The organism is Candidatus Accumulibacter sp. ACC005, assembly GCF_907163215.1.
Classification (GTDB): Bacteria; Pseudomonadota; Gammaproteobacteria; order Burkholderiales; family Rhodocyclaceae; genus Accumulibacter; species Accumulibacter regalis.
In genome coordinates, this window is sequence record NZ_CAJQUB010000004.1 from 319,656 (window position 1) to 340,216 (window position 20,561).

Genomic DNA, 20,561 nt, shown 5'->3' on the forward strand with positions numbered 1-20,561 from the left:
ACTGGTGATCGTTTTTTAACTCACCCCGCAGCTCTGCGGTTAGGTAACTCAATTCATATGTCAGACAATCCCACCATGGAAGAAAGCTTTGCCGACCTTTTCGAGGAAAGCCTCGGCCGTCAGGAGATGCGCCCCGGCGAGGTCATCACGGCCGAAGTCGTGCGTATTGACCAGAATTTCGTCGTGGTCAATGCCGGTCTCAAGTCGGAAAGCTACATTGACCTCGAAGAATTCCTGAGCGATCAGGGCGAACTGGAAGTCGGCGTTGGTGACTTCGTGCAGGTCGCCATCGAGCAGCTCGAGAACGGTTTTGGCGAAACGCGGCTGTCGCGCGACCGCGCCAAGCGGGTCGCGGCGTGGAACGCGCTTGAACAGGCCTTGAACGACGGTAGCCTGGTGTCCGGTACGATCACCGGCAAGGTCAAGGGTGGCCTGACGGTCATGACCAACGGCGTGCGTGCCTTCCTGCCCGGCTCGCTGGTCGATATGCGTCCAGTCAAGGACACCACCCCGTACGAAGGCAAGACCTACGAATTCAAAGTCATCAAGCTCGACCGCAAGCGCAACAACGTCGTCGTTTCGCGGCGTGCCGTTCTCGAGGCGAGTGTCGGAGAAGAGCGCGATGCACTCCTTGCTGCGCTCAAGGAAGGAAGTATCGTCAAGGGTGTGGTCAAGAACATCACCGACTACGGCGCTTTCGTCGACCTCGGTGGTATCGACGGCCTGCTGCACATTACCGATCTGGCCTGGCGCCGCGTGCGTCACCCCTCCGAAGTTCTCGCCGTGGGCGACGAATTGCAGGCCAAGATTCTCAAGTTCGACCAGGAAAAGAACCGCGTTTCGCTCGGTCTCAAGCAACTGGGCGAAGATCCCTGGGTCGGTATTTCCCGCCGTTACCCGGCCACGACTCGCCTCTTCGGCAAGGTTACCAACCTCACCGATTACGGAGCCTTCGTCGAGATCGAGCAGGGCATCGAAGGGCTGGTCCACGTCTCCGAAATGGACTGGACCAATAAGAACGTTCACCCGTCCAAGGTCGTTCAGCTGGGTGATGAAGTCGAAGTGATGATCCTCGAGATCGATGAAGATCGGCGCCGTATTTCGCTGGGTATGAAGCAGTGTGCTGCCAACCCGTGGGACGATTTCTCGATGAACTACAAGAAGGGTGACCGCGTGCGCGGCGCCATCAAGTCGATCACCGATTTCGGCGTGTTCATTGGTCTGCCCGGTGGCATCGACGGCCTGGTTCACCTCTCCGACCTCTCGTGGTCGCAGCCAGGTGACGAAGCGATTCGCAACTTCAAGAAGGGCGACGAGGTGGACGCGGTGGTGCTGGCGATCGATACCGACAAGGAGCGGATTTCCCTGGGTATCAAGCAGCTCGATGGCGACCCCTACACCAGCTATATCGCCACCCACGAGAAGAACAGCGTTGTCCGCGGAATCGTCAAGTCGGTTGACGCACGGGGCGCGGTGGTGATGCTCGACGGCGACATGGAAGCCTATCTGCGCGCCTCCGAAGTTTCACGCGATCGCATCGACGATCTGACCAAGGTGTACAAGGACGGTGACACCGTCGAAGCGATGATCATCAATGTGGATCGCAAGACGCGTTCGATCAGCTTGTCGATCAAAGCCAAGGATCAGGCCGAGCAGCACGAGGCGATGCAGAAGTTTTCTGCGGACAGCAGTGCCAGTTCGGGTACCACCAACCTTGGCGCCTTGCTGAAGGCCAAGCTCAACAACCCCCAGTAGGGTTAGAGAATGACCAAGTCGGATCTTATCGGTCAATTGGCCGGGCGCTTTCCCCAACTGGTCGCAAAGGACGCTGATTTGTCGGTGAAAACGATTCTCGATGCGATGTCCGAAGCCCTGTCCAGGGGCGATCGCATCGAGATTCGTGGCTTCGGGAGTTTTGCGCTGAATTACCGGCCACCGCGTGTTGGCCGAAACCCAAAGTCCGGTGAGAAAGTTGACGTTCCGGAAAAATGGGTGCCGCATTTCAAGGCCGGGAAGGAATTGCGGGAGCGCGTCGATGGCTCGCTGGAAGTGATCTGAATGGTCAGGCTATGTCGTATTGCGGGCGGCAACGAGTGTTGCCGCCCGTTTCCTATGGGAAGCTGATGATGCGTTGGTTGTTGTGGATCCTGAGATTTGCCCTGTTTCTCTTTCTTCTTGCGTTTGCGCTCAGAAACACGGATCCAGTCGGCGTCCGTTTCTTTCTTGACGCCGCATGGCAAGCGCCTCTGGCGATCGTTCTGTTCGTTTTTTTTGCTGCTGGTGTCGCTTCGGGGATGCTCTTTCTGCTCGCTTCCCTGCTTGGTCGGCGTCGCGAGGTGGCCAGATTGAAGCGCGAGTTGGGCCAGGCCCGGGCTCGCCTCGTCGGCCATCGCGAGAGCCAGATGTGAGTCTGTTCGGGAAGCTGGCACAGGGGGATCTGGCGATCGCCAGGCGCCTCCTGAATCTGATAAGCGGTACGCAGTGCTGCTCGCCGGATGGCGTCGACAGCGCATGCGCGACCTTCACTCCCGGCTTCAGTGGCGGGTGTGCGCCGCCGCTGCGTTCCCCAAATGATTGAGTTCGAGTATTGGCAGCTACTTCTCTTTCCGCTCTTCTTCGGGCTCGGATGGGCCGCGGCGCGTGTTGATATCCGGCACCTGGTCAAGGAGTCGCGTACCCTTCCACGTTCTTATTTCGAGGGCCTCAACTTCCTGCTCAACGAGCAGCCCGATCGTGCGATCGAGGCCTTTGTCGAAGCCGTCAAGGTCGACCCCCAGACCATCGAAATTCACTTTGCGCTGGGTAGCCTGTTTCGTCGCCGCGGCGAGACCGAGCGCGCTATTCGCATGCACCAGAATCTCGTCGAGCGCGACGACCTGCCGCAGGATCTGAAACTGCAGGCGCTGGCCGAACTGGGCCAGGACTATCTGAAAGCCGGGCTGCTCGACGGCGCAGAATCGGTGTTCGAGAAGCTGCGCGACTCGGCGCTGGCTGAGGACGCCAAGCGCAATCTGCTCGAGATTTACCAGCTGGAGAAGGACTGGGAGAAAGCGATCGCGATCGCCTCGGAACTGCCGGATTTTGCGTCGCACAAGGAAGTCGCCGAGTACTACTGCGAGCTGGCGGCTGCCGAGATGATGCGTTCGCGCCCGGATCTGGCGGCAAGCTTTCTGCAGACGGCGCTCGAACGCAACCGCAAGTGCGTCCGAGCCAGTCTTCTCCTGGGCGATCTGCAGTTCCAGCAGGAAGAGTTCGCCGCCGCCATTGCGTCATGGCAGCGCATTGAACAGCAGGATCCTGTCTATCTGGCGCTGGTCGCCAAACGCTTGCTCGACGCCTTTCGCAAGCTGGATCGGCGTGAGGCGGGCCTGCAGCTGTTGCGCGGCTATCTTGATCACTACCCGTCGCTCGACCTGCTCGACGTCGTCTTCCAGCTGGAGCTCGAGAGCGGCGGCCCAGAAGCCGCTTACCGGCTGGTTCGCGATGAGTTGAGGCGCAATCCGACCCTGCTTGGTTTTGACAAGCTCCTCGAGGCGAGGCTGCTTTTTGCGTCGCCCGACATTCGCCCCGACCTGGATCTGGCGAAAGGCATCGTGCATGGCTACACGCGTCGCCTGGCGCGCTATCGGTGCGATAATTGCGGCTTCAAGGCACGTCAGTTCTACTGGCGCTGTCCGGCCTGCGGCGGTTGGGAGACCTACTCGCCGAAGCGCACCGAAGAGTTCGATCTGACACCCTAGGAGTTCTATGTTGCCTGCCACCGTGCTGGCTACCGGGCAAGCCAGTTCGGCGAGCCCAGTTTGTCTTGCCGATAGGGACCGTGATGCCATTTGCTAGCGTGGCGTGCGCACGCTTGCTGATCGTCGGCGATGTGATGCTCGATCGTTACTGGTTTGGTGAGGTCGCTCGCATCTCTCCCGAGGCACCTGTGCCGGTGGTCAAAGTGTCGCGTAGCGAGGAGCGTCCGGGGGGCGCTGCCAACGTTGCCCGCAATGTGGCCGCGCTGGGGGCACGGGTCAGCCTGTTGTCGGTCGTCGGTGACGACGAAGCCGGGCGGCAGCTGCAGCGCCTGCTCGAAGCCAGCGCCATCGACGTCAGCTTGCATGTCGACGCGGCGATCAGCACGACTGTCAAGTTGCGCGTCATTGGCCGCCAGCAGCAGCTCCTGCGTATTGATTTCGAGACCTGGCCGTCACACGAGGTGTTGCGCGCCAAGCTGGTCGAGTTTGAGTCGCGTCTGGCCGATTGCGACGCGGTGATTCTCTCCGACTACGGCAAGGGCGGGCTGGCGCATATTGCCGAGATGATCCGCATGGCACGTGCTGCCGGCAAGAAAGTTCTCGTCGATCCTAAAGGTGACGATTTCTCGAAGTATGCCGGGGCCACCATCGTTACCCCGAATCGTGCCGAATTGCGTGAAGTTGTCGGTCGCTGGCAGGACGATGACGGCCTTGCCCGGAAGGCCGAGGCGCTGCGCAGCGAGCTGGGCCTTGAGGCCTTGCTGGTGACACGCAGCGAGGAGGGTATGTCGCTCTTCCACGCGGCAGGGGCGGTCCACGAGCCGGCAGTGGCGAGGGAGGTCTTCGACGTTTCCGGCGCCGGTGACACGGTCATCGCGACGCTCGCCGTGATGTTGGCGGGAGGGGCTGGCTGGGCGGATGCGGTGCATGCGGCGAATGTCGCCGCCGGCGTGGTCGTGGGCAAACTCGGGACGGCGGTGGTCGGCCGTGACGAGCTTGATGCTGCATTGAAGTGAGGTAGAACCATGTACACCATCGTCACCGGCGCTGCCGGTTTCATCGGCGCCAATCTGGTCAAGGCGCTCAACGAGCGCGGCGTGCGCAGCATTATTGCGGTCGACAATCTCAGCAAGGCCGACAAGTTCAGGAATCTCGTCGATTGCGAGATTGCCGATTACATCGACAAGAACGAGTTCATTGACCGTCTGATTGCCGGCGATTTCGATGGCGATGTCGATGCCATCCTCCACCAGGGCGCGTGTTCCGACACCATGGAGAGCGACGGTCGCTACATGATGGAGAACAACTACCGCTACTCGCTGGCGATTCTCGACTGGTGCCTCGATCAGGAAGTCCAGTTTCTCTACGCCTCGAGTGCGGCGACCTATGGCGGCGGCAGCGTGTTCAGGGAAGAGCGGCAGTATGAGGCGCCGCTGAACGTCTATGGCTATTCGAAGTTCCTTTTCGACCAGATCGTCCGCCAGCGCCTCGCGGCGACCGACGCGTGCAGCTCGCAGGTGGTCGGCTTTCGCTATTTCAACGTCTACGGACCACGCGAAGCGCACAAGGGGCGGATGGCGTCGGTCGCCTTCCATCACTTTCACCAATACCAGCGCGAGGGTCGGGTGAAGCTTTTCGCAGGTTGCGATGGTTACGCCGACGGCGAGCAGCGGCGAGATTTCGTCTACATCGGCGACATCGTGCGCGTGAATCTGCACTTCCTTGATCATCCGGACAGGTCGGGAATCTACAACGTCGGCAGCGGTCGTGCGCAGACTTTCAACGAGCTGGCCGTGGCCAACGTCAATGCCTGCCGGGCGCTGGCTGGACACGACGCGCTGCCGCTCGCCGAGCTGGTCGGGCGAGGCCTGATCGAGTACATCCCGTTTCCGGCGGATCTGCGCGGCAAGTACCAGAACTTTACCGAGGCCGATCTCTCGCTCCTGCACAAGGCCGGCTACAAGCACCGCTTTTCCAGCGTCGAAGAAGCGGTTCCGCAGTACGTCAAATGGCTGGGCGACCGTGTATAAGACGCTCGAGAACAGCGTCGGCGACACCCCTCTGGTGCGCCTGAAGCGTTTGCCGGGCGCCGCTTGCGACGCGCGCGGGAACGTCGTGCTGGCGAAGCTTGAGGGCAACAACCCGGCGGGTTCGGTCAAGGATAGGCCGGCGCTGTCAATGATCGTCCACGCCGAGCAGCGTGGCGATATCAAGCCCGGTGATACGCTGATCGAGGCGACTTCCGGCAATACCGGAATTGCGCTGGCGATGGCGGCTGCCATGCGCGGCTACCGCATGATTCTGGTCATGCCCGAGAACCAGAGCGTCGAACGTCGGCAAACGATGCGCGCTTTTGGTGCCGAACTGGTGTTGACGCCGCGCGATGGGGGCATGGAAGTGGCACGCGACGTGGCCGAAAGCATGCGCAACGAGGGACGCGGAATCATCCTTGACCAGTTCGCCAACCCGGACAACCCGCTCGCCCACTACACGGGGACAGGGCCCGAGATCTGGCGCCAGACGGAAGGTCGAATCAGTCATTTCGTAAGCAGCATGGGGACCACGGGAACGATCATGGGCGTCTCGCGCTTTCTCAAGGAGCAAGACCCGGGCATCTGCATCGTCGGTTGCCAGCCCGAGGATGGTTCGCAGATCCCGGGTATTCGTAAATGGCCGGAAGCTTATCTGCCAAAGATTTTCGACCGCGCTCGCGTCGACCGTATCGAGTCGGTTGCGCAAGGTGATGCTGAGGAGATGACCCGGCGGCTGGCGCGCGAGGAAGGAATTTTCGCGGGCATTTCCTCCGGTGGCGCGCTGGCCGTTGCCTTGCGCCTGGCTGGCGAACTCGAGAACGCGACCATCGTCAGTATCGTCTGCGATCGCGGTGATCGCTACCTGTCGACGGGCGTCTTTCCCGCGTGACGGCGGTAGTCGGCGGTGAACGCAATGGCCGCCTGGTGGCGTGTGTTTGGGTGGCTCGCCGGTCACGGCGTACGCCTCGCTGCGGCGCCGAACCTGCTGAATGCGCTGACTGTGTGAGATGAAACCCGTTCTCGCCTTTGATATCGAAACCATCCCGGACGTCGCAGGTCTGCGGAGGCTGCACGGTCTCGACGCGGCACTGTCCGATGACGAGGTCGCCGAACTGGCTTTCCAGCACCGTCGCGCCACGCACGGCAACGACTTCCTGCCGCTGCATTTGCAGCGGGTGGTGGTGATTTCGTGTGCGCTGCGCGCCGGCAGGGACTTCCGCGTCTGGTCTCTGGCCGAGCCCGAGCAGGGCGAGGGCGAGATCATCCAGCGTTTCTTTGACGGCGTCGAGAAGTTCACGCCGCAGATCGTTTCCTGGAATGGGGGCGGCTTCGACCTGCCGGTGCTCCACTATCGGGGGCTCATCCATGGCGTCATGGCGCCGCGCTACTGGGACCTCGGTGACAGCGATTACGCCGATAGCCGCGACTTCAAGTGGAACAACTACATCAGCCGTTACCACTCGCGCCATCTCGACCTGATGGATCTGCTGGCCCTGTATCAGCCGCGGGCCAGCGTTCGTCTGGATGAACTTGCCAAGCTGATCGGTTTTCCCGGCAAATTGGGCATGGACGGCGGCAAGGTGTGGCAGGCGTGGCTGACGGGTGGAATGTCGGGCGTGCGCGACTACTGCGAGACAGACGTGCTCAATACCTACCTTGTTTCGGTCCGCTTTCGTCTGCTGCGCGGCGAGTTGTCTCGCGCCGAGTACGATGCCGAGATATCTTTCGTGCGCGGCGAACTGGCGAAGATCGGCAAGCCGCACTGGCAGGAGTTCCTCGCCGCCTGGGAGTAGCGGCGGGGACGCGTGGGCAGCACCAGCACCATTCAAGCGGCGGCCGCTGCCCCCTGTTCGTCCTCTTCAGGGGCGACGATATCCCGATACGCGTACCACGTGGAGTGTCCGACCAGCGGCATGGTGATGATCAGGCCGACAAAAAAGGTCGCGAAGCCGATGATGCCAAGGATTCCGATGCACGTTCCCCAAAGCAGCAGCGGGCCCGGGTTGCGACCGCAGGCGACGAGGCTGGCGATGGTCGCGGTGACGGCGTCTGTCTTGCGGTCGAACATCAGGGGTACGGCGATGACGCTGATGGCAAAAACGAACATCGCGAAGAAACCGCCGACGGCAAAGTAGACCAGCGCGAAGTCGAGTTGCTCGAAAGTCAGAACGGTATGCACGACATTGCCGAAGGTCGGAAACCCGCCGGTAAAGAAGAGGGCAAAAACGATGATCGATGCGCGTGCCCAGACGAGCAAGACGATGGCCAGAAGGGCGGCAAAGAGACCGACATTGGGCAGGTTCGGACGCCAGGCGGCGAGCGTCGGTAACAGTCGCGGGGGCATGCCGAATTCGATCTGCCGACTGAGGTCGTAGAGTCCCAGCGTAAGGAACGGGCCGACCAGCAGGAAGCCTGTCGTCAGGCCTGCGAAGAGCGCGTAGGCTTCGGCAAAAACGATCTGCATCAGCCAACCGGCGATAGCGAAGCAACTGCCGTAGAACAGGCTGGCCCGGCCTCCTCGGCGAAGGTCATGCCAGCCGCCACGCATCCAGCCGATGACGGCGCCGGTTTTTACGCTGCGGATGACCGGGAAGCGGCTGGCACGGTTCTCGGTGGCTGGCGGTTCATTTTCGCTCATCGACGGGTCTCCTCTGGCTTGTTCCTGGTTCGTGCTCCCCTGCAGCGATGGCGCTCCGGCTTCTCTGGCCGAATCGCCCCAACATCCTCGGGCTGGCGGCCACTCCTTACAGGATTTCGCGGGAACCGCCCAAGGGGCTGCCGAAGGATTGAATGCTGCGTATACCGTGACGCAATGAACGGTGCGTCGTTTATATAGCACACTGTGCAGCGTTCGTAACCTTTTGCCGAGACCAGCGCCGCAGTGGCCGATCGTCGCGCTGCTGGGGGTCGGCGAGCAGTGGGGCACGCCGTCGCGTGCTTCTCTCCTTGACTCCGGATGGGCCTCGCTTACAATCGGGCCGGTCGGCGTCCTCTCTCGGCGTCGTTCATGGTGCTTTCTCGGTCAGCGAATCGCGTCGCTTGTTCCTCTCATGACGGAGCAACACGATTCGTTCTCGATGCAAAAAGGGTAAAAAAATGGATGCTCTTCTGTTGTTGTTGGGACGCGTTGTCGGCTTTGCTGGCCTGCTGCTGTGCGTCGTCGCTGCTGTCGCGCGTCTGCTCGGCAATTACTGGTTGGCGGGCATCCAGCTGGGGACGCTGATGCAGGCAGGCATTGCCGCGGTCGTCATCGGCTGTTTCCTGCTGCTCGTCGCACAAGGCTGCGCAGACGGTTCCGGGCGCTCGCGCCGGTGATCCTGGCAATCATTTGCGGGGATTGGCGCCGGACGACCGCGCGCATCGCGTAAGACCTGAATCGCCTCGGGCTGACGGTATACTGGCGAGCTACTCAACATCACTGGTATGCCATGTCAAAGCCGAAAAACATCGGTTTCGTTTCGCTGGGTTGTCCGAAAGCTCTCGTCGATTCCGAACAGATTCTCACCAAGCTGCGGGCCGAAGGTTATCTGATCTCGCCTTCGTATGAAGGCGCCGATCTGGTCGTCGTCAATACCTGCGGTTTCATCGACGCCGCCGTCGAGGAGTCGCTCGACGCCATTGGCGAGGCGCTGACCGAGAATGGCAAGGTGATCGTCACCGGTTGCCTGGGGGCCCGGGAAGAGGTGATTCGCAAGGCGCATCCGCAGGTTCTGGCGGTGACCGGTCCGCATGCCGCCGACGAGGTCTTGCAGCATGTGCATGCGCACTTGCCACAGCCGCACGACCCCTTCGTCAGCCTGGTCCCGCCACAGGGCATCAAGCTGACGCCGCAGCATTTCGCCTACCTGAAGATTTCAGAGGGTTGCAATCACAGTTGTACCTTCTGCATCATTCCGTCCATGCGCGGCCCGCTGCTCAGCCGACCGATTGGCGACGTGTTGCAGGAGGCAAGAAATCTTGCAGACGCGGGTGTTCGGGAGTTGCTGGTCATCTCGCAGGACACCAGCGCCTACGGCGTCGATGTCAAGTATCGAACGGGGTTTGCCAGCGGTCGGCCGCTGCGCACCCGACTGCGCGAGCTCTGCGAAGCACTGGGGGAACTCGGGATCTGGGTGCGTTTGCACTACGTTTATCCTTACCCGAGCGTCGACGCGTTGCTGCCGCTGATGGCCGAAGGAAAAATCCTGCCCTATCTCGACGTGCCTTTCCAGCACGCCAGTGCGCGCGTGCTGAAGGCGATGAAACGACCGGCGAGTGCCGAGAACAATCTTGAGCGGCTGCGGGCGTGGCGGGCGGTTTGTCCGGACATCACGGTGCGCAGCACTTTCATTACCGGTTTTCCTGGTGAGAGCGAAGCCGAGTTCGAGGAATTGCTGGCTTTCATCGCCGAGGCTCGCCTGGATCGCGTCGGTTGCTTTGCCTATTCGGCGGTCGACGGCGCGGCGGCCAATGCGCTTCCCGGCGCGGTGGCGGAGGAGGTTCGCGAGGAGCGCAAGCGACGGTTGATGGAACTGCAGGAGGATATCTCGGCCGAGTTGCTGGCAGCGAAGATCGGGCGCGAGATCGAGGTCCTGGTCGACGAGGTCGATGACGACGGAACGATTGCCCGTTCGGCGGCGGACGCGCCGGAAATCGACGGCCTGGTTTTCGTCAACGAGTACTTCGACGCCGAACCCGGCGACTTCCTGCGCGTGCGTGTGGTCGACGCCGACGAGCACGACCTGTACGCCGAGATCGTTGCTCGCGCTGCCTGACAATCTGGCCGTCCGCTCGTCCTGGCGGTCAATGAAAATTGCGACTCGCGGTTGGCAGGCGGCCAAGCAAGGAAGACAGGTCAACAAGCCGTTTGGCCACCAGATGGACGACCTGACCTTCGCGCTGTACCTGCCCGAGAACGCCGAGCAGGCGGGCGCCGAGCAGTTCGTGGCGCTGCTGCTCGACCAGCCGTGAGTGCACGACGATGTTGGCCAGCCCGGTTTCATCTTCCAGGGTGACAAAAACAATGCCGCTGGCGGTGCCTGGCCGTTGCCGGCAGGTGACAATTCCAGCGGCGCGAGCGAGCTGGCGGTCGGGCGCATTCTGCAGCTCGCTGGCGGAAACGAAGCGCTGCGCACTGAGTCGGCTGCGCAGCAGCGTCAGGGGGTGGCGACCGAGGGTGAAGCCGGTTGCGGCGTAGTCGGCAATCAGCTCCTCGGCCTCGGATGGCGTGGCGAGCTCGGTAGCCTCTTCCGGCGGCGGTACGCTGCCCAGCAGGTCGCGCTGCAGCTTGGCGCCGGCGGCCAACCAAGCGGCTTGCCGACGATGGCCGGCAAGGCTGGCCAGGGCGCCGGCGGCGGCGAGCAGTGCGAGATCCTTGTCGGTCAGCTGGGCGCGTGTGGCGAGCTCGGCAACGCTGCGCAGCGGCTGCTGCCGACGGGCTTCGAGCAGACGCGCGGCAGCGGCTTGCGGCAGGCCGGAAATACTGCCCAGACCGAGGCGGACGGCAGGCCTGCCGGCCACCGTTCCCGCCTCGCCGCCGGCGCTTTCGAGTCGCGCTTCCCAGGTGCTGTCATTGACTGTCACCGGCCGCACATCGACGCCATGCCGGCGCGCGTCCTGCAGCAATTGGGAAGGGGAGTAGAAGCCCATCGGCTGGCTGTTGAGCAGTGCGCAGAGAAAGGCCGCCGGATGATGGCGCTTGAGCCAGGCCGAGACGTACACCAGCAAGGCGAACGAGGCGGCGTGTGATTCGGGGAAACCGTATTCGCCGAAACCGCGAATCTGCGCAAAGACACGCTGCGCGAAGGCTTCGTCATGGCCGCGCTGGCGCATACCGGTGATCAGCTTCTCTTCGAAAGGTTCGAGCCCCCCCTTGCGTCGCCAGGCGGCCATCGCCCGCCGCAGTTGATCGGCCTCGCCGGGAGTGAAGCCGCCGGCGACGACCGCCAGTTGCATCACCTGTTCCTGGAAAATCGGCACGCCGCAGGTGCGCCCGAGGACGGCGGCAATTTCCGGACGCATCGGCTCGATGGCTTCCTGGCCGTGCCGGCGACGCAGGTAGGGATGGACCATGTCGCCCTGGATCGGCCCCGGCCTGACCAACGCCACTTCGATGACCAGGTCGTAGAAATTGCGCGGTCTGAGGCGCGGCAACATGGCCATCTGTGCACGCGATTCGATCTGAAAGACGCCGATCGTGTCGGCAGCGCAAAGCATGTCATAGACTGCCGGGTCTTCGGGCGGTACATCCGGCAAGTGAATGCCGACCAGATCCAGCGCCCGGTGGATCGCCGAGAGCATGCCGAGGGCCAGGATGTCGACTTTCAACAGTCCGAGCGTGTCGAGATCGTCCTTGTCCCACTGGATCACCGTACGCTCGGGCATGGTGGCATTCTCTAGCGGCACCAGCTGTGCCAGTGGGCCGCGCGAGATGACGAAGCCACCGACGTGTTGCGAGAGATGGCGGGGAAAACCGCGCAGCGCTTCGGCCAGTGTCAGCCACTTGGCGACGCGCGGCGCCGCCGGGTCGAGGCCGACTGCGCGCAGGCGTTCGGGCAGTTGCTCGCGCTTGTCCCACCACGCCAGCGAGGCGGTCAGTGCGTCGATCTGGGCGCTGCCGAAACCGAGGGCGCGGCCGGCGTCGCGCAAAGCGCCGCGCGTCCGGTAAGTGATCACCGTTGCCGTCAGTGCGGCGCGTTCACGCCCGTAGCGCTGGTAGAGGTACTGAATCACCTCTTCGCGCCGCTGGTGTTCGAAATCGACGTCGATGTCCGGCGGCTCACCGCGTTCCCGCGAAATGAAGCGCTCGAAAAGGAGCCGCGAACGTGCCGGGTCGACTTCGGTGATCCCCAGGCAGTAGCAGACGGCCGAGTTGGCGGCCGAGCCGCGTCCCTGGCAAAGAATGTTCCGGCTGCGGGCAAAATTGACCAGGTCGTAGACGGTCAGGAAATAGGCTTCGTAGGAGAGTTCGCCGATCAGCGCGAGTTCGTGTTCGACGCGCTCGCGCACCGCTGCTGCTTCCCCGCCCGGATAGCGTCGGCGCAGCCCTTTTTCGACTTCGGCGCGCAGGAAAGCCGGCGCCGTCTGCCCGGCAGGTACCACTTCGTCAGGGTATTCGTAGCGCAGTTCGGCCAGCGAGAATTGGCAGCGTGCGGCGATGGTCAGCGTTTCGGCGAGAAGCCCGGGCGGGTAAAGCCGTGCCAGTCGCAGACGGCTGCGCAGGTGGCGCTCGCCATTGGCAAAGAGTGCGTGACCGGCGGCAAAGAGCGTGCTCTTCAGGCGGATCGCGGTCAGCGTATCCTGCAACGGGCGGCGCGCGCGCCGGTGCATGTGCACGTCGCCAGCAGCGACTGCCGGCAGGCCGCTGGCCGTGGCCAGTTCGAGCAGCATGGTCAGGCGTGTCCTGTCATCGGGCCCCGCATGCAGTTCGACGGCCAGCCAGGAGCGGGCCGGGAAGCGGGCTGCCAGCCAACGACCGTCGGCCACACTGGCGCCAGCGCCCGGGATCCACAGCGCCAGGCAGTCGGGCAGGGCGCTGCTGCTGCCGGCAAAATCGCCGGCGCTCTCGAGGTCGCCACGGTAGAGGCGGTATTGGCCCTTGGGTGAGCGTCGCCGCGCCAGGGTGATCAGCGTCGAGAGCCTGCCGTAACCGGCTCGGTTCTGTGCCAGCAGGACCAGCCGGAGACCGGCGCCGGCATCATCGGCAAGATGAAATTCGGCGCCGATGAGCAGCGGCAGGCCATGCGCGCTGGCTGCCCGGTGCGCCCGCACGACACCGGCCAGCGATGCTTCATCGGTGATGGCCAGCGCGCTGTAGCCGAGAGCCTGCGCGTGTTTGACCAGTTCTTCCGGATGCGAGGCACCGCGCAGGAAGGAAAAATTGGAGCAGCAGTGAAGTTCGGCGTAGGCAGGAAGGCAATCAGACATGGCTGGACATGGCACGAAACTGTATAAATAAACAGTATATCGTCTGTCCGGCGTCTTTCCGCAGGCGCTTACTCGCTCTGCTGTCGGAGCGTTATCCGTGCTCGCCAGGCGCGCATGCTTTTGTGGGCAATTTGACGAACGAGCAAGCCAGGCGGCAGGCGCAGCCATTGGTGGCGGAGCGAGCCCAGGCGCGCAGCGGTGCGTCGCGAAATACCCGCTGGCTGATCCGGAATTCGCGGCAGGGTGCAGCGTGGGAAGACCCAGTCAAACAGTCGAATCACTGCTGCCGGCGGGGTCGCCAATGGCAGATCCTCGGGAACCGGCGTTGTCAGCCAGGCGCGACAGTAACGCAGCGCGTACCACAACGGACGCTCGACCCGGTGCTGCACGGCGCGTGCCGCGAGCGCCTGCCAATCGTCGTGCGAATGCACATGGGCGCGAAGCAGTCCGTCGATATCGACCAGGTCGCGCAGATGTGCCTGCAAGTCGGAATCCTGGAACAGATGAACCACCGCATGCAGGATCTGATCGAGCGGGTGCAGGACCAGGAAGCGCTCGCCGGGGAGCGCTTGCAGGTCGGCAAACAGCAGCGTCGTGTCCGGCTTCAGTCGACCGGTCACCGGGGTGATCGTGTGGTGCAGGTCGACTTCGAGCGGATGTCCGGGAACACGCAGCGGCGGCAGTTCGTGGCTCCATTGGCGATAGTAGCGCTCGGTATAGGCGTCGATTTCTTCGAACTCCCAGCCCGCATTGCGCAGCGCCGCCTCGGCCGGGTCGAGGTCGCTGTGAGCGACCATCAGGTCGACGTCGCTGGGCAGGCGGCCGCGTGCCAGGTCAAGCTTCTGCAGCATGTAGGCGGCCCCCTTGAGGACGACCACCGGCAGTTCCGGGGGCAGTGCCTTGGCCAGGGCCGTCAACTCCATGCGCAGCAGGTGTCCGCGATGCGCCGAATAGACCGTCGCCGAGCGCAGGTGGCCGAGGACGCACTCGGGCACCGCCGAGCGAAGTTCGTCGTGCGGCTGGATGCGCTGCGCGAGGACGCCAAGCAGTCGTGCCTGGCGAGCAAGACGAATCGTCTTGTCCCATTCCGGTAGGCCAATACTGAGCACGTGGTGCGGGTCGGCGAGCAACGCCAGCAGCGTATGCACGCAGGGGTCGGCGGGCCCCAGAGCGATCATGTGGCCACCGCATCGCTGGTCGACTCGGCGATCATCGTGCGTATCGCTTCGATGGCTTCGTCAAGCCTGCTGTACTCCAGCGCAAAGGCCGGACAGGCCGCGACGACTTCAGCGACGGCAGCGAAGGAGATCTGGCCGAGAAGGGCGTAGTTGAAGCTGTTGAACGCCACGCGCGCGAACGCTTCTTCGCCAGGCAGGCGTCGGATGTTCAGCGTGGCGCCGTCGCGAAAGCTTGGGAAGAGCAGCAGGCACGGTCGAGCGGGCCGCTGTCGCGCGTCCACGCTGGCCGCCAGCGGGGCCAGATGCGCGACGTCACCTTTGCGCGTTCCCTTGTAGAGAGGGCCAAGAATCGCGTTATCGGCGAAATCACGGATCACGTCGACCGCCCGGTTCTTCAGCGCCACCGGCTTGAGCATCGGCCACAGCTTGCCGGTGCGCGGGCAGAGTACGCCAAACTCGTCGGACAGCATGCGAAACCCGCGCAGCATCATCGCCGCGGTCAGCGTGCTCTTGCCGGCACCTGGCGGCGCGGCCATGATCACCGCGCGATCGCCCAGGGCCAGGGCGCCGGCGTGGAGCAGTACGTGCTGGTTGAAGCGTTGCGCAAAGCACCAGTTCACGCCCCATTCAAAGTGCGGCAGCGCCTGCGCCTTGGGGAAGGGGTCAAAAGGCTGAATGCCGTCGATCAGGAAACGGGATTGCGGTCTGAGGAAGGAACGCAGTCCCTGGCCGCCGCAGACTTCGGTATGGAAATCCGCGAAGGGGGGGGCGTCGGCCACTGCAAACGCGCCATAGACCTGCTGGAAATCACGCACGAAGACGCCGAGGCGTGAGCGAACCCTGACGATTGCGGCGCCGTAGTCGAGCGCCAGAGAGGCCGTTGAAAAACGCTTTTCGAGCAGGGTAAGGGGCAGATCTCTGATGCGGGTGGGCTGTGTGTGCTGCGGTTCCTGCGGTTGCTGGCTGGTCATCCAGCAAGCATGCCCATCTCCTGAAGAGAACGCAACACCTGTTGCATTTCCGGGCTGCCGGGGTCTGCATCGAGCTCTTCGCGAAGCAGTTCGAGCGCACGGCTTTCTGCTATTGCATCACCATTACCCGCTTCAGCAAACACTTCGAAAATGACCGCGGCCGCCGGGGTGAGAATATGGGTATGCCAATTCGCCGTATCGAATACGACGGCACCGTCGCCCAGTTGGCGGTAGAGCAGGCGCGTCATCGACCCGGTTTGGCGATGCAGAAAATCGTCGGGTTGCTCAGCGAATCAGGTTTTGGCCGTCGGCGAACGGTCCGCCCGGGTGGACCGAGTTCCAACATGAAGCGGTAGCCACCGGTTTGCCGTCGACGAATTGCAGATAGTTTCCTGCCGGAGGGTTGTCGTTCGGACCGGCGGGCTGAAAACTCCGTACCCACTGGTCGTGGCTGGTCGCCGGGATCGGGTTCGCTGGAGTTTGAGTGCCCGGCGGGAAACCCCGGGCAACGCACGCGTTCAGGCTGCTGTTCGCGACTTCTGCGCCGGCAGGAAGGACGAAAATTGCAGGTACCGCAGCCGCACTCTTGAGCAAGCGCCGCCGCCGTAGCTTGGTTCGTTCCGATTCGGTCATTGACATGTGCTTTCCTTGAGATCGATTTCTGCTCTGACGCTCGTATGTTAGCTTTCGTGCTCCGGAAGCCTTGCGGACAAAATCACACAGTTGCCAGAGAAGCGGTCTTTCTCCGACCTTGGCATTCAAGCTTCCATCGCTTTAAGGCGCTTGAATAATGTTTAAGCAAATTCTATACCAGGGCTTTGTGGGCGCCCAAATAATCTTTTAAAGCATTGAATTGGAACAAAGGCTCGGTTTCATGGCATGGTTCAGAATGGTCATGTGTAAAAAAAACCGACAGTCGACCCGCCCCCGATGTCGAGGCGGTCGTTTCTTTTCTTGTTTCGGGATGATTTGCGACACGTGTCTTTTCTCCACGCGCCGAGGACGAGCGCTGTTAGAGTTTCAAACGCTCCAGCAACTCGGTTTCCAGCTTGATGCGGCTGGCCGTCATGCCGAGGTCGCCGCCGCTGATCAGAAAGGTGTCCTCAACCCGTTCGCCGAGAGTGGAAATCTTTGCTGTGTGTAGATTAGCACCGTGTGCGGCCAAAGTCATGGCGATTGTGTACAGCAGGCCGGGGCGGTCGGCAGCGCTCACCGATAGCACGTAATGCGCGCCTTTCTCGTCCGGTTCGATGGTCACCAGCGGGTGTATCGGGAAGTGCTTTACCTGGCGCGAGATACGCCCGTTGCCTGGGCCCTCGGGCGGAGCAGGGCGACTCAGCCGTTCTTGCAGTTCGTGCTCGATGTAGCTGATCATCGCGCGATCGCTGCCAAGTTCGCCAAGGTTGAGCAGCATGAAGCTGTCCAGCGCGTAGCCGTGACGGGTGGTGTGGATCTTGGCGTCAACGATGGTGTAACCGGCGCGACCAAAAAAACCAACTAGGCGCGCGAAAAGATCGGGTTGGTCCTGCGCGTAGATCATCACCTCCAGGCCTTCACCCTGCGGGTTGATGCGCGCTTTGACGACCGCTTGTTCGACCACCGGCCGATAGTGCAGGGCGCGCGTATGCCAGGCCACCTCTTCCGCGGAGTGGCGCAGGAAGTACACGGTGTCGAGCTGTTTCCACAGGCGTTCGTGTACCGCGTCGGGAAGTGCAAAATAGCGCAGCAGGCGCAACGCCTCTTGCTGGCGTTCCTCGATCAGGCCCTGCCTGACGGGCGCTTCACCGCCGGCCAGCAGCGCTCGGCAGGTGCCCCTGAACAGTTGTTCAAGGAGTTGGCCCTTCCAGCTGTTCCAGACCTTCGGGCTGGTGCCGCGAATGTCGGCGACCGTGAATAGGTAGAGCGCAGTGAGGTGGCGCGGGTCCTTTACCGTCGCCGCGAATACGCCGATGATTTCGGGGTCACCGATGTCCTGCTTTTGGGCGACGGTGGACATCAGCAGATGCTGCTCTACCAGCCACACGATGAGTTCACTGTCGGCTGCAGCGAGGCCGTGGTCGGTGCAGAACCGGGCCGCATCAACGGCGCCGAGGCGCGAGTGGTCGCCCCCTCGTCCCTTGGCGATGTCGTGGAACAGGGCCGCGACGTAGAGCACCCACGGACGGCGGAAATCGCTCATCAACTCGCTGCACAGCGGATACTCGTGGGTGAACTCGTCGGCGAGAAAGCGTCGCAGGTTGCGCAGGACGCGCAGGATGTGCTGGTCTACGGTATAGACGTGGAACAGATCGTGCTGCATCTGGCCGACGATCTTGCCGAAATTCGGCAGGTAGCGGCCGAGAATGCCGAACTGGTTCATGCGCCGGAGTTCATGCAGCACGCCGCGTCGCTGTTGCATGATCTCCAGAAAGCGTGCGCGATTGGCGGGATCGCGGCGGAACTCGTCGTTGATCAGCGTGCGCGCGTGCCACAGCGCGCGCAGTGTGCGTGCTGTCATGCCCTGCAGTGCTGGATTCTTTTCCATCAGCAGGAAGGCTTCGAGGATGGCTGCCGGTTCGCGGTGGAAGATCTGGTCATCCGCGACGTCGAGAAAGTCGTGCGTATTCTGGAAGCGTTCGTTGATTGGCTGCGGTGGTTGATCCGGCAGCGGCGATATGGCGGCACCGATATTCAGGAGCAGGATGGTGTTGATCTGGGTGACTTCTTTCGCCGTCCGGTAGTACTTCTGCATCAGCAGTTCGCTGGCCCGCCGGGTTGCGGTTGCCCGGTAGCCAAGCTGCTCCGCGAGGGCGGTCTGGTAGTCGAAGAGAAGTCGATCTTCTCGGCGGCCGACATGAACGTGCAGACGGGTCCGCAACTGCTGCAGGAACTTGATGCTGCGTTGCAGCTGTGCTTCTTCTTCGTGGGTCAGGAAACCGTATCTCGCCAGTTCGGCCCACGTGGAACCGTAACCCGCCGCACTGGCAATCCACAGTATCGTCTGCAGGTCACGCAGCCCGCCCGGACCTTCCTTGCAGTTGGGTTCCAGGCTGTAGGGGGTATCGTCATAGCGCAGGTGGCGCTCGTCCTGTTCGCTACGTTTGGCTTCGAAAAAAGTGAGTGGATCAAGGACCTCTTCGAGTCCGGTCGAGAATTTCTCGAAGAGCTGGTTGCTGCCAATCAGCAGGCGCGCTTCGAGGAGCGCCGTCTGAATCGTGAGGTCGCTTGCCGCGGCCTGTGCGCACTCGTCGACGGTGCGCACGCTGGGGGCGATTTCCAGGCCGATGTCGTAGCAAAGGGTGACAGCCTGTTCCAGTTGCGTCGTCAAATTGCCGTCGGGCGGTGCGGGGAGCAGCAGCAGCAGGTCTACGTCCGACGCTGGGTAGAGCTCGCCACGCCCGTAGCCACCGACGGCGAGCAGAGCCAGGGACGCCGGCAGGTGCAGCGATTGCCACAGGTCGCAGAGAACTTCATCGATCAGAGCGCAACGCTCGTGCAACAGGTGCGGCGCGTCGCTGCTGGCGAGGTAGCGTTCGCGAATCGCTGCTTGACCCAGTTGCAGGCGTGAGCGGTAGTGCGCGACCAGCGCCAGCGGGTCGACGATATCAGCGTTCACTGCCGATGCCCGGGGATTCCGTCGGGTGGCGGGCGCGTAGCCGCGGATACGGTGAGTACTTCGTAACCCGTTTCCGTCACCAGGATGGTGTGCTCCCATTGTGCGGACAGGCTGTGATCCTTGGTCACGATGGTCCAGCCATCGGCCATGGTCCTGATCGGCGCCTTGCCGGCATTGATCATCGGTTCGATGGTGAAAACCATTCCCGCCTGCAACTCGAGACCCGTGTGCGGGCGACCATAGTGAACTACCTGCGGTTCTTCGTGAAACTTGGCGCCAATGCCGTGACCACAGAACTCGCGGACGACCGAGTAGCCCGATTTTTCGGCCTGCTGCTGAATGGCATGGCCGATATCGCCGAGATGCGCGCCGGCGCGTACCTGCGCGATGCCGAGCCACAGGCATTCAAAGGTGATCTCGCACAGCCGCCGCGCCTGAACCGACGTTTCTCCAATCTGAAACATGCGGCTGCTGTCACCGTGATAGCCGTCCTTGATTACCGTGACATCAAGATTGACGATGTCGCCGTTCTTCAGCTGGCGATCGCCGGGAACGCCGTGGCAAACCTGGTGGTTTACCGAGGTGCAGATCGACTTCGGATAGGGCTGGTAGCCCGGCGGAGCGTAGTTGAGTGGCGCCGGAATGCTGCCCTGAACATCGACCATGTAGTCGTGGCAGAGGCGATCAAGCTCGCCGGTCGTGATTCCCGCTTTGAGGTACGGCGTGATGAAGTCGAGCACTTCGGCCGTGAGCCGGCCCGCGACGCGCATTTTTTCTATTTCCAGGGGAGTTTTCAGTGTGACGCTCATGCGTTTTGGTCGCCGCCAAGTGTAAGAGGAGCAAGGATAAAGGAAGCCACCCGCTTAGGCAATTTGCCGAGCGCTGACCGTGCGGCGTGAACTTCTCGTCGGCGTGGCAGATCCGCGACCGGCGAACGACCTACGACGTCAATTGAACTACAGGTGCCATTGATGGTAGTATCGCCCGGTTTTGCTGGCTGCGGTCAGCAAGGCAGGAAGGCGTGCCGCTGTGCTACGCCGGGTGTGCCGACCGCGGCACGCTTCATTTCGCACATTCGCCTGTTCAAGGGTGTCTGCCAACACAACACGGCAGGCTGTAGCTGGGCGAATGGTGGTCCA

General features: G+C 62.5%; 18 protein-coding genes. 10 read left to right on the plus strand and 8 right to left on the minus strand.

The genetic code is table 11. The annotated features are described in order from the left end of the window. Window positions 1–57: 57 nt before the first annotated feature. The 8 genes from rpsA to QZ613_RS04430 all read left to right on the plus strand — a co-directional run bounded on the left by rpsA (window position 58) and on the right by QZ613_RS04430 (window position 7,566). On the plus strand, window positions 58–1,755 hold the full coding sequence (gene rpsA, locus QZ613_RS04395) for a 30S ribosomal protein S1 (protein ID WP_043565381.1): 1,698 nt from the start codon (window positions 58–60) through the stop codon (window positions 1,753–1,755). A 9-nt stretch (window positions 1,756–1,764) separates the two neighbouring features. After that, the gene (locus tag QZ613_RS04400; RefSeq protein ID WP_043565383.1) at window positions 1,765–2,058 is read left to right on the plus strand and encodes an integration host factor subunit beta; all 294 of its coding nucleotides are present in this window, start codon (window positions 1,765–1,767) and stop codon (window positions 2,056–2,058) included. A 65-nt stretch (window positions 2,059–2,123) separates the two neighbouring features. Then, window positions 2,124–2,408, plus strand: a complete 285-nt coding sequence (locus QZ613_RS04405; RefSeq protein WP_291867824.1) for a LapA family protein — start codon at window positions 2,124–2,126, stop codon at window positions 2,406–2,408. Window positions 2,409–2,570: 162 nt separating this feature from the next. Further along, the gene (lapB, locus tag QZ613_RS04410) at window positions 2,571–3,740 is read left to right on the plus strand and encodes a lipopolysaccharide assembly protein LapB (protein WP_291867827.1); all 1,170 of its coding nucleotides are present in this window, start codon (window positions 2,571–2,573) and stop codon (window positions 3,738–3,740) included. A gap of 83 nt (window positions 3,741–3,823) precedes the next feature. Then, complete coding sequence (gene rfaE1, locus QZ613_RS04415; protein ID WP_291867830.1) at window positions 3,824–4,756, plus strand: D-glycero-beta-D-manno-heptose-7-phosphate kinase; 933 nt, start codon at window positions 3,824–3,826, stop codon at window positions 4,754–4,756. A gap of 9 nt (window positions 4,757–4,765) precedes the next feature. Further along, a complete protein-coding gene (rfaD, locus tag QZ613_RS04420; protein WP_291981623.1) occupies window positions 4,766–5,770 on the plus strand; it encodes an ADP-glyceromanno-heptose 6-epimerase in 1,005 nt (334 codons plus the stop codon). Further along, a complete protein-coding gene (gene cysM / locus QZ613_RS04425; protein WP_291867833.1) occupies window positions 5,763–6,662 on the plus strand; it encodes a cysteine synthase CysM in 900 nt (299 codons plus the stop codon). The genes rfaD and cysM overlap by 8 nt, the downstream gene beginning before the upstream one ends. A 118-nt stretch (window positions 6,663–6,780) precedes the next feature. Then, the gene (locus tag QZ613_RS04430; protein WP_043565387.1) at window positions 6,781–7,566 is read left to right on the plus strand and encodes a 3'-5' exonuclease; all 786 of its coding nucleotides are present in this window, start codon (window positions 6,781–6,783) and stop codon (window positions 7,564–7,566) included. A gap of 32 nt (window positions 7,567–7,598) precedes the next feature. On the opposite strand, the gene QZ613_RS04435 is transcribed toward QZ613_RS04430, so the two are convergent. Continuing rightward, window positions 7,599–8,411: a DUF2189 domain-containing protein gene (locus QZ613_RS04435; protein ID WP_043565389.1), complete on the minus strand. Its 813-nt coding sequence runs from the start codon at window positions 8,409–8,411 to the stop codon at window positions 7,599–7,601. A gap of 458 nt (window positions 8,412–8,869) precedes the next feature. On the opposite strand from QZ613_RS04435, the gene QZ613_RS04440 reads away from it, so the two are divergent. Continuing rightward, complete coding sequence (locus QZ613_RS04440; protein WP_043565391.1) at window positions 8,870–9,088, plus strand: hypothetical protein; 219 nt, start codon at window positions 8,870–8,872, stop codon at window positions 9,086–9,088. 113 nt (window positions 9,089–9,201) lie between these two features. Next, window positions 9,202–10,527: a 30S ribosomal protein S12 methylthiotransferase RimO gene (rimO, locus tag QZ613_RS04445; protein ID WP_043565392.1), complete on the plus strand. Its 1,326-nt coding sequence runs from the start codon at window positions 9,202–9,204 to the stop codon at window positions 10,525–10,527. Window positions 10,528–10,555: 28 nt separating this feature from the next. On the opposite strand, the gene QZ613_RS04450 is transcribed toward rimO, so the two are convergent. From QZ613_RS04450 to map, 7 genes are all read right to left on the minus strand, one after another. Further along, entirely contained in the window at window positions 10,556–13,678 is a 3,123-nt protein-coding gene (locus QZ613_RS04450; protein ID WP_291867864.1) for an error-prone DNA polymerase, read from the minus strand. Window positions 13,679–13,746: 68 nt separating this feature from the next. Beyond that, window positions 13,747–14,856: a nucleotidyltransferase family protein gene (locus QZ613_RS04455; RefSeq protein WP_291867866.1), complete on the minus strand. Its 1,110-nt coding sequence runs from the start codon at window positions 14,854–14,856 to the stop codon at window positions 13,747–13,749. After that, on the minus strand, window positions 14,853–15,827 hold the full coding sequence (locus tag QZ613_RS04460) for an HprK-related kinase A (protein ID WP_291867869.1): 975 nt from the start codon (window positions 15,825–15,827) through the stop codon (window positions 14,853–14,855). The genes QZ613_RS04455 and QZ613_RS04460 overlap by 4 nt, the downstream gene beginning before the upstream one ends. Beyond that, on the minus strand, window positions 15,824–16,075 hold the full coding sequence (locus QZ613_RS04465; protein ID WP_291867874.1) for an HPr-rel-A system PqqD family peptide chaperone: 252 nt from the start codon (window positions 16,073–16,075) through the stop codon (window positions 15,824–15,826). The genes QZ613_RS04460 and QZ613_RS04465 overlap by 4 nt, the downstream gene beginning before the upstream one ends. Before the next feature lie 37 nt (window positions 16,076–16,112). Next, window positions 16,113–16,466 (minus strand): hypothetical protein, encoded by a 354-nt coding sequence (locus QZ613_RS04470; RefSeq protein WP_291867877.1) that lies wholly within the window; start codon window positions 16,464–16,466, stop codon window positions 16,113–16,115. Between the two features lie 373 nt (window positions 16,467–16,839). Beyond that, window positions 16,840–19,422 carry a [protein-PII] uridylyltransferase gene (locus QZ613_RS04475; RefSeq protein ID WP_291867880.1) on the minus strand — a complete coding sequence of 861 codons (2,583 nt, stop codon included), beginning with the start codon at window positions 19,420–19,422 and terminating at the stop codon, window positions 16,840–16,842. Further along, entirely contained in the window at window positions 19,419–20,231 is an 813-nt protein-coding gene (gene map, locus QZ613_RS04480) for a type I methionyl aminopeptidase (RefSeq protein WP_043565398.1), read from the minus strand. Before map ends, QZ613_RS04475 begins: the two co-directional genes overlap by 4 nt. Window positions 20,232–20,561 lie beyond the last annotated feature (330 nt).

Excerpts from the sequence above, each read along its gene's own strand:
- QZ613_RS04440 (WP_043565391.1), top strand. The coding sequence starts at position 8,870 with ATGGATGCTCTTCTGTTGTTGTTGGGACGCGTTGTCGGCTTTGCTGGC.
- QZ613_RS04465 (WP_291867874.1), bottom strand. The coding sequence starts at position 16,075 with ATGACGCGCCTGCTCTACCGCCAACTGGGCGACGGTGCCGTCGTATTC.
- QZ613_RS04470 (WP_291867877.1), bottom strand. The coding sequence starts at position 16,466 with ATGTCAATGACCGAATCGGAACGAACCAAGCTACGGCGGCGGCGCTTG.
- lapB (WP_291867827.1), top strand. The coding sequence starts at position 2,571 with ATGATTGAGTTCGAGTATTGGCAGCTACTTCTCTTTCCGCTCTTCTTC.
- rfaD (WP_291981623.1), top strand. The coding sequence starts at position 4,766 with ATGTACACCATCGTCACCGGCGCTGCCGGTTTCATCGGCGCCAATCTG.
- QZ613_RS04460 (WP_291867869.1), bottom strand. The coding sequence starts at position 15,827 with ATGACCAGCCAGCAACCGCAGGAACCGCAGCACACACAGCCCACCCGC.
- QZ613_RS04435 (WP_043565389.1), bottom strand. The coding sequence starts at position 8,411 with ATGAGCGAAAATGAACCGCCAGCCACCGAGAACCGTGCCAGCCGCTTC.
- QZ613_RS04455 (WP_291867866.1), bottom strand. The coding sequence starts at position 14,856 with ATGATCGCTCTGGGGCCCGCCGACCCCTGCGTGCATACGCTGCTGGCG.
- rimO (WP_043565392.1), top strand. The coding sequence starts at position 9,202 with ATGTCAAAGCCGAAAAACATCGGTTTCGTTTCGCTGGGTTGTCCGAAA.
- rpsA (WP_043565381.1), top strand. The coding sequence starts at position 58 with ATGTCAGACAATCCCACCATGGAAGAAAGCTTTGCCGACCTTTTCGAG.
- QZ613_RS04450 (WP_291867864.1), bottom strand. The coding sequence starts at position 13,678 with ATGTCTGATTGCCTTCCTGCCTACGCCGAACTTCACTGCTGCTCCAAT.
- map (WP_043565398.1), bottom strand. The coding sequence starts at position 20,231 with ATGAGCGTCACACTGAAAACTCCCCTGGAAATAGAAAAAATGCGCGTC.
- QZ613_RS04400 (WP_043565383.1), top strand. The coding sequence starts at position 1,765 with ATGACCAAGTCGGATCTTATCGGTCAATTGGCCGGGCGCTTTCCCCAA.
- QZ613_RS04405 (WP_291867824.1), top strand. The coding sequence starts at position 2,124 with ATGATGCGTTGGTTGTTGTGGATCCTGAGATTTGCCCTGTTTCTCTTT.
- QZ613_RS04430 (WP_043565387.1), top strand. The coding sequence starts at position 6,781 with ATGAAACCCGTTCTCGCCTTTGATATCGAAACCATCCCGGACGTCGCA.
- rfaE1 (WP_291867830.1), top strand. The coding sequence starts at position 3,824 with ATGCCATTTGCTAGCGTGGCGTGCGCACGCTTGCTGATCGTCGGCGAT.